Below are 7409 nucleotides of genomic sequence, written 5' to 3'. Positions count from 1 at the left end.
CTTTGAACCGCAGCTAATTTTTCTTCTGCACTAATTTTAGACATAGATAACTGCACCTCCTTGTTAGTTGTGTCTAACAATTGGGGTGCAGTTCAAGTTTGGGAAGTCACAAAACCCCAAGAAATGCTGTGAAAACAACATTTCTTGGGGTTTCCTTTAGGGATATTAGTAAAAAAACGATCTTCAACAATCTGGCGCGATTGTTGAATAAGCTTCACTTTTCTTCTTCAACTAACGGGGGCTTTTCTTGAAGATCATTGAGTTGCATTTGCAGCTCTTTTTTTCCTTATTGAACTAACGGAGCAGGTTAGTTGAAGAACACTTATAATTTAGATTTAGGAGGTATAAAAATGCGAACAGAAAAAGAAATTATGGAATTGATAATAAAAGTTGCCGAGAAAGATGAGAGAGTACGAGCTGTTGCAATGAATGGTTCTCGAACGAATTCTAATGTACCTAAAGATACTTTCAGAGATTATGATATTGTTTATCTTGTATCTGACCTTCAATCATTTCTAATCAATCCTGATTGGGTAAATCTTTTTGGGAAAAGAATAATAATGCAAACACCAGAGGATATGGCAATGTTTCCACCTGAATTGGATGGAAGATTCACATATTTAATGTTATTTGAAGATGGGAATAGAATTGATTTAATGCTAATTTCGATTGAGGAAAAAGATATCTATTGTTCTGAAGATGGATTAACAGTTATCTTATTAGATAAAGATGGAAATATGCCTAAGCTTTCTGAACCAACAGATAAAGATTACTGGGTAAAAAAACCTTCTGCTGAATTTTTTGCAGATTGTTGTAATGAATTTTGGTGGGTTTCAACTTATGTAGCAAAAGGGTTATGGAGACAAGAAATACTTTACGCTTATGACCATTTGAATAGTGCAAGAGAAATGTTGCTAACAATACTTGAGTGGAAAGTTGGTATAGAAACCAATTTTTCATTGAGTGTAGGAAAAAACAGCAAGTACTTAAAGAGCTACCTTGATAACGACATTTGGGAAAGAGTGATGAAAACATATCCTAATGGAGATTACGAACAAGTTTGGAATTCACTTTTTGAAACAATTAACTTGTTTGAGCAAGTAGCTATTAAAGTAGCTAGTATTCTTGAATATCAATACCCTTCTGAAGATTCGACTAAGGTAAAACAATACCTTACTAAAATTCAAAATTTGTGAAGATTTACACTTCAAGTAACGGGTACATTACTTGAAGAACATTGAGCTGCTTAAACAGCTCTTTTTTTCTTATTGTGCTAACGCAGCAGGTTAGTTCAATAGCGTTGTTTAACTTGTGTTCAACAATCGGGCCAGATTGTTGAATAAAGCCAAAGGATGCTAAAAATAGTCAGTTTGGGGAGGAATATACATTTAACTCTCAATCACTTATAATGGAAATATAAGGGAGTTGAGTTGCGGTGAAAAAATTAGTATTTAGCACAGCATTGGTATTAAGCCTTGGATTAGTAGGTTGTAGTGAAAAAACTACCAATGAAGAAGCACAAAAAGATGAAAAACCAATTGCTGAAATACCAATAGAGGAAGCATCAAACAAAGAAACATCATCATTAGGTGTTAATGAAGATGGTAAAGTAACTGAAGAAGAGTATAAACAAATTAAATTTGGTATGACACCCGAAGAGGTATTTAATATTATCGGGTCAGAGGGAACAGTAGTTTCTAAAAGTGGCACGGATGGTGATTCGCATAATACTGTTATATATAAATTTGAAACAGAGGGCGACTCGTCGAGTTCTGAAATGACATTCGTGCGTGATAAACTAAGTTATAAAGCACAAATCGGATTAGAAACATCTGAAATTGAAAAAAACCTTGAGCAATTAAATAAGCTTGAAAAGGGTATGTCAAAAGGAAGAGTATTTGAGATTCTTGGTGGTAAAGGTGCACTCATTGCTGAATCGGAGTTTTTAGAAATTTACAGCTATAACAACCCAATATCAGACGCCGTTGTTACGTTAAGTTTTATTGAGGGTAAATTTAAGTCAACCGGTGAACTAAAAGGTTCTATGTAAGGCAACTTAGTACTTAATATCTAAATCACCTATTATAACAATTGTACTTCGACTAACAGGGGCTTTAGCAGAACAAGTGGCTGCCTTTAGGGGTAGCTAATTCTTATTGAACTAACGAAGCATTTAGTCTAATGGAGGGATAACCATTAAAAGTTTTTTGAGATCTTGGTTAGGTTGGGTTATTGGTTCGCTTATAAGTGTAATTATTGTAAGTTTATGGAGAAACGGCGAAGTAGACTGGGGGCTTTTTTCTGCTTTAAATATAGGTGGTCTAATTGGTACAATTATTGGCTTAGGGATTAGGGAAGTTATTAAGAACGCTAAAAGTGAAAGACACAATTGATTTTGTTATCTTATTCAGCTAAAAGGGGCTTTTCTTGAAGATCATTGAGTTGCCTATGCAGCTCATTTTTTCTTTATTAAACTAACGGGGCAGGTTAGTTGAATAAAGAAGATTGAAAGGAAAGTAATTCATAAAAAAAGGGGGTATAGAAGGTGGACTTATTACTCTGGATAACTACTGGTTTCATGCTAATAGGATTAGTTGTTCTCGTTTCTATGAAAAAAGGTATGGAAAGTAAGGTCGCTTTTATAAAAGCGAATATGGAAGACGAAGGAAATTCATCAAAAGCTAAATCCGTAATTTGGTGGATATGGAGTACCACTGCTTGGGGCGTAGGGGGTATATTTCTTGTTGTTTGGTGGTTTCATAATTATTTTGGATAACTGGCGGTTTCAAATGTACTTAAACTCCCATGAAAATTAGTTATTCAAGAAATGAAAAATGACAATACTTAAGAAGACCCCTACTTAATCGTTTTAAAAAAAGAGGAGAGCATAAATAAGTCTATGGATTACGGTCAGTATCAGTATTTCAACTTCCAAACCATTTTCATTCTCTGTGGTGCAGCATGGATGGCTAACGGGTGCTTTACTTCAAGAAGGAGTAAAGCATTTTTTCTTATTGAACTAAAGAAGCAGATTAGTTGAAGAGCGTTGTTTAACTTTTGTTCAACAATCGATCCATATTGTTGGATAACACATTCTTTTATGTTAGATAACCAAACGACGCTTTGGAAGTGTTTTTAATCAAATGCAACTTTACATCTTAATTACCGTCTATCTATATAATTGGATAAAATTGGGTGGTGGTATATATATGAAAAATCGTAAGTTCACAGAATACAGTCCTTTGCTATGTGTGAAAATCAATTTATTTACAACGTTTATATTATTCATATTATTTAAATGTTCAATATTGTTTATGGAAAAATTTCAAAATAATGCTTTAGCTACTGTAAATGATTTAGGTATAGACAATGGAGCTGGAGCGATGATGGCAATCATTTTAATCGGTGGATTAGTAGGAATTTTATTGGTTAGTTGCTCAATATTAGTACCATTGATAATTCCACTTTTTAGTAATTTTGGCGATAATTCAAAATCACTGATAGGTCTTGTGATTTGTAACTTTGGTATAGGATATTTTCTTTTCTCGAACTTTACATTACAGCTGGCTTTGTATTATTTTTTAACTGTGTCTGTAGGAATGTATTTTTCAATGTATTTTAGATATAAAAAACGGAATAGTAACAAAATTAAAGTCTGAAAACACAGTAAAACGACATAATCTGGCGCTATTGTTGAATAAGCGTCTCTGTTCTTATTCAACTAACGGGGGCGTTAGTGAAAGATCATTTCAAGAATTTACCCAAACGACGCTTTGGGAAGGTTTAAAGGAGATATATCATCAAATGTTGAAATAGTTATTTGAAGGGGGGAGTAACTTTGTTAAAGATTTTTCAAATCCTATTTTCAATTATTGCTGTAGCTCTTGCAGGTTACGGTCTATTCACAGAAGATTTCCAATTTCAAGCATATATGACTTTATTTTTAGGCTTAGCAATGCTTATGTTAGGGTTACAAGAATTCAAAAGAAATAAAAAATTGACAAGGTGGTTGCTAATGGGCGTATTTGTATTTTCAATATTTGTAGCTATCAACGGTTTTATGTTGAATTATTAATACATAATAACGTTCCCAAATCAAAGTTTTGTGACGAAATAAAACACTTAAAACGTTGTCATACTAAAGTATTAAGTGTTTTTCTGTATTTTATTCATATACACCTTTTTTGCACTATCGTTTGAACTTAGATACAACAAAGCTTTCTATGCTGTTCAAAAGAAATTGCACTGGATCCTATTTTGAATAAAATCTTGCATATACAACGTTATAAATCAACCTTTTCCTATAACTTAGCCTTTTTCTTTATTGAACTAACGGGGGCTTTACTTGAACATCATTGAGTTGCTTAGTCAGCTCTTTTCTTATTGAACTAAAGAGGAAGTTTAATGGAAGAAGAAATTTATTTTACTTAGGTGAAATATATAATCAAGGTAAATATGTGGAACAATAGGATTGAGTTCAATTATTGCACTTTCAGTAAACACTTCTCTGGATTATAATTTCTTTACTGGTATTTAAGGGTTTTACTTGGTTTCCAAACATTGTTGGTTTTTATTTTATTCTGTATACTAAATTTAAGGGAGGCGAAATAAATTGGAAATCATAACAGAAAGATTAATAATTAAACCTTTTAAGAGTACGGATTTACAGGATGTATTTGCAATTTATAATAATGAAGATACATGTAAGTTTCTATTACATAATAAGTGGACTCAAGAAGATATGCAGGAAAGATTTAATAAGAAACTAGCAAACGGTGTACTCACTAAAGAATCAATGTTAAGTTTGGCAGCTATATATAAGGATAAAGTAGTTGGTGATCTATCCGTGTGGTATACAGATATGAAAGATACCGTTGAGATTGGATATAGTTTTTCAAATGAAATAGCTGGGAAAGGTTTGGCAACAGAAGCAGTAAGTAGTTTGGTATTCAAATTATTTGATGATTTTAATGTACATCGTATACAAGCAAATCTTGATGCACGAAATATAGCTTCACAAAAATTGTGTGAACGAATAGGCATGAGAAAAGAAGCCCATTTCACACAAGATTTTTGGAATAAAAATGAGTGGACAGATAGTATGGTATATGGAATGTTACCCTCCGATTTGAAGAAATAGACTTTGTTATTTTATTGAACTAACGGGGGCTTTACTTCAATAAGGAGTAGAGCTTTTTTCTTGTTCAACTAACGGAGCAGTTTAGTTGAATATTCGTTTTTCGAAATAATCATCGAAAAGCAACTGGAAAATAACAATTAGCAGTTTAGTTCAGAAAAGTTTTTATATTCTGTTATAATCAAGAAGATTGCTTTGAAATGGAGGTTCTACCAATGATGATAATCGAACAAAAATAAATAGGAATTAAGTTAGACAGAATCTATTTGTTCAAGCGAATTCCTATTTCTTAAACAAAATAAATAATAGAGAATTATCGGGAGGAATAGCTATGAACAAAAATTTACAAGAGAAGATTAAGGATATTCAAAATAAGGTTGATTTTTCAGGTTCAGTATTTGTTGAAGAAAAAGATAAGGTGTTAGCAGAACAAAACTTTGGTTATGCAAATCGTTCTGATCAAATAGAAAATAACTCTGCGACCCGTTTTGGAATAGCATCTGGATGTAAATTGTTTACTGCAATAGCGGTCTGTCAACTAGTTGAAAAGGGGGAAATTTCTTTTGATTCTAAATTGACCGATTGTCTTGATATTGAATTAAAACACTTTGATGAAAAAGTGACTGTCCATCATTTACTGACACATACTTCGGGAATACCAGATTATTTCGATGAAGATGTAATGGATGACTTTGAGGAACTTTGGGTTGCAAACCCTATGTATCACATAAGAAAGTTAAAAGATTTCTTACCATTGTTTCAAGATGAATCGATGAAAGCAAAAGTAGGAGAATCATTTCACTATAATAATGCGGGTTACATTTTATTAGGATTAATTGTTGAACAGACAAGTGGACTTGAATTCTCTGACTATATTCAAGCGCACATCTTCAATAAGGCTAATATGACGAATTCTGGGTATTTTGCATTTGATTCTCTACCACCAAATACAGCATTAGGCTATATCGATGAAACTGATGGAACTTGGAAAACAAACATCTATTCTTTACCTGTAAAAGGTGGTTCAGATGGTGGTGCCTTTGTAACTGCAAATGATATGGCTAAGCTGTGGACAGCACTTATGAATTATCAACTTTTAAATGAAACGTACACAAATAAGCTTTTATTCACTCATGCACAAGTCAATGAGAGTGGCTATTATGGTTATGGTATTTGGATTAAGAAAACCACAGAAAACAATATTCTAAAATACCACATAATGGGTTATGATCCAGGAGTTAGCTTTAATTCTGCTCATTATCCTGACCTATCCATTAATGTAGTTGTTTGTTCTAATAAGTCGGATGGTGCGTTTAATATTATGAGTGGGATAGAAGAAGAATTGGTAAAAATAAAAGGTTTAAAATAGAGATGTATTAAAAGAACCCTATTTTCTGGGTTCTTCTTTTTAAATACCCGAAAGATTATGAAAAGATGTACTTAAAGTAACGGGTATATGCATCTCCTGGAAGGTTAGTTTGTGAAGTGTTGTACTTAAACTAACGGGGGCTTTAGTACAACAAGCGTTTCGAAAATTTTCCCAAACGACGCTTTGGGGATGTTTTTATTTAAAAAAGGATTTGGAAGGTTTTAATTGAATCTAATTCAGTGAGGGTGAAGGGATTGAATAAATGAAAAAAATTATAGTTGGAATAATTATAGTTGGAATTTTAGGAATTGGGATTTATCTATATTACTCGGAACCAACTTATTCTGCGACGGATGTTTTAAAGCGTGCCGATTTTAGTGTGGAAGAACAATCCGTGGAGTTGTTAAAGTTTGATTATGGTAAGGAAGCAGAAGAATTACTTGTTCCGATTGAATTAACAGGTAAAACTCAGAAAGAATTGATAAAGGCTTTTGAAAAATCTAAATTTAAGAAATTTAAAAGAGGCGGTTCAGTAAATCTCGATAATGAATACTGGATGAAAATCACTCTGAATACAGGTTTTAGAATGTTTATGGATGTTACCAATAAAGGGATAGCGGTTGAAGACAATAGAGGTTCATACGAGAAATATCTTTTTGAAGATGATGAATTTTTTAGTATTTTGGAAAAAGCAATGACAGAATAAAAAAGCTATAGATAAACTAGAAAGAAGTTCTTATTAAACTAACGGGGGCTTTAGCAGAACAAGGCTGCCTTTAGGGTAGCAGTTTCTTTTTTAACTAACGGTGCAGGTTAGTTGAATAAGCAATCTATAAGGAGAAATCGAATTTACCAGCAGACTGGAGATTATAAAGAATTTATTTAAGGGAGGAATTCCAATGA

The 7409-nt window shown here is 32.7% G+C and carries 9 protein-coding genes; all 9 read left to right on the top strand.

What is annotated here, in order from left to right; translation table 11 throughout:
- Positions 1-350 precede the first annotated feature (350 nt).
- The 9 genes from ACQKIH_RS22120 (at position 351) to ACQKIH_RS22080 (ending at position 7212) form a co-directional block, all read left to right on the top strand.
- Entirely contained in the window at positions 351-1196 is an 846-nt protein-coding gene (locus ACQKIH_RS22120) for an aminoglycoside 6-adenylyltransferase (protein WP_427768968.1), read from the top strand.
- Positions 1197-1435: 239 nt separating this feature from the next.
- Entirely contained in the window at positions 1436-2050 is a 615-nt protein-coding gene (locus ACQKIH_RS22115) for a hypothetical protein (RefSeq protein WP_057990131.1), read from the top strand.
- 157 nt (positions 2051-2207) lie between these two features.
- Positions 2208-2393, top strand: coding sequence for a hypothetical protein (locus ACQKIH_RS22110; protein WP_057990130.1), 186 nt, complete (start codon positions 2208-2210; stop codon positions 2391-2393).
- Positions 2394-2545: 152 nt separating this feature from the next.
- A complete protein-coding gene (locus ACQKIH_RS22105) occupies positions 2546-2776 on the top strand; it encodes a hypothetical protein (protein ID WP_427768964.1) in 231 nt (76 codons plus the stop codon).
- 538 nt (positions 2777-3314) lie between these two features.
- A complete protein-coding gene (locus tag ACQKIH_RS22100) occupies positions 3315-3659 on the top strand; it encodes a hypothetical protein (protein WP_427768962.1) in 345 nt (114 codons plus the stop codon).
- 179 nt (positions 3660-3838) lie between these two features.
- A complete protein-coding gene (locus tag ACQKIH_RS22095; protein WP_427768960.1) occupies positions 3839-4075 on the top strand; it encodes a DUF3953 domain-containing protein in 237 nt (78 codons plus the stop codon).
- Positions 4076-4612: 537 nt separating this feature from the next.
- Positions 4613-5140 (top strand): GNAT family N-acetyltransferase, encoded by a 528-nt coding sequence (locus tag ACQKIH_RS22090; protein ID WP_427768957.1) that lies wholly within the window; start codon positions 4613-4615, stop codon positions 5138-5140.
- Positions 5141-5468: 328 nt separating this feature from the next.
- Positions 5469-6506, top strand: coding sequence for a serine hydrolase domain-containing protein (locus ACQKIH_RS22085; protein WP_427768954.1), 1038 nt, complete (start codon positions 5469-5471; stop codon positions 6504-6506).
- 262 nt (positions 6507-6768) lie between these two features.
- Entirely contained in the window at positions 6769-7212 is a 444-nt protein-coding gene (locus ACQKIH_RS22080) for a hypothetical protein (protein WP_427768951.1), read from the top strand.
- The last annotated feature ends 197 nt before the right edge of the window (positions 7213-7409 follow it).

Source organism: Solibacillus cecembensis, from assembly GCF_050272495.1.
Classification (GTDB): Bacteria; Bacillota; Bacilli; order Bacillales_A; family Planococcaceae; genus Solibacillus; species Solibacillus cecembensis.
Note: the sequence above shows the minus strand (reverse complement) of the source record. Positions and strands in the feature narration are given on the sequence as shown.

Bases quoted from the DNA above. Each gene is read 5' to 3' on its own strand.
- ACQKIH_RS22120 (WP_427768968.1), top strand. From the start codon at position 351: ATGCGAACAGAAAAAGAAATTATGGAATTGATAATAAAAGTTGCCGAG.
- ACQKIH_RS22100 (WP_427768962.1), top strand. From the start codon at position 3,315: ATGGAAAAATTTCAAAATAATGCTTTAGCTACTGTAAATGATTTAGGT.
- ACQKIH_RS22085 (WP_427768954.1), top strand. From the start codon at position 5,469: ATGAACAAAAATTTACAAGAGAAGATTAAGGATATTCAAAATAAGGTT.
- ACQKIH_RS22080 (WP_427768951.1), top strand. From the start codon at position 6,769: ATGAAAAAAATTATAGTTGGAATAATTATAGTTGGAATTTTAGGAATT.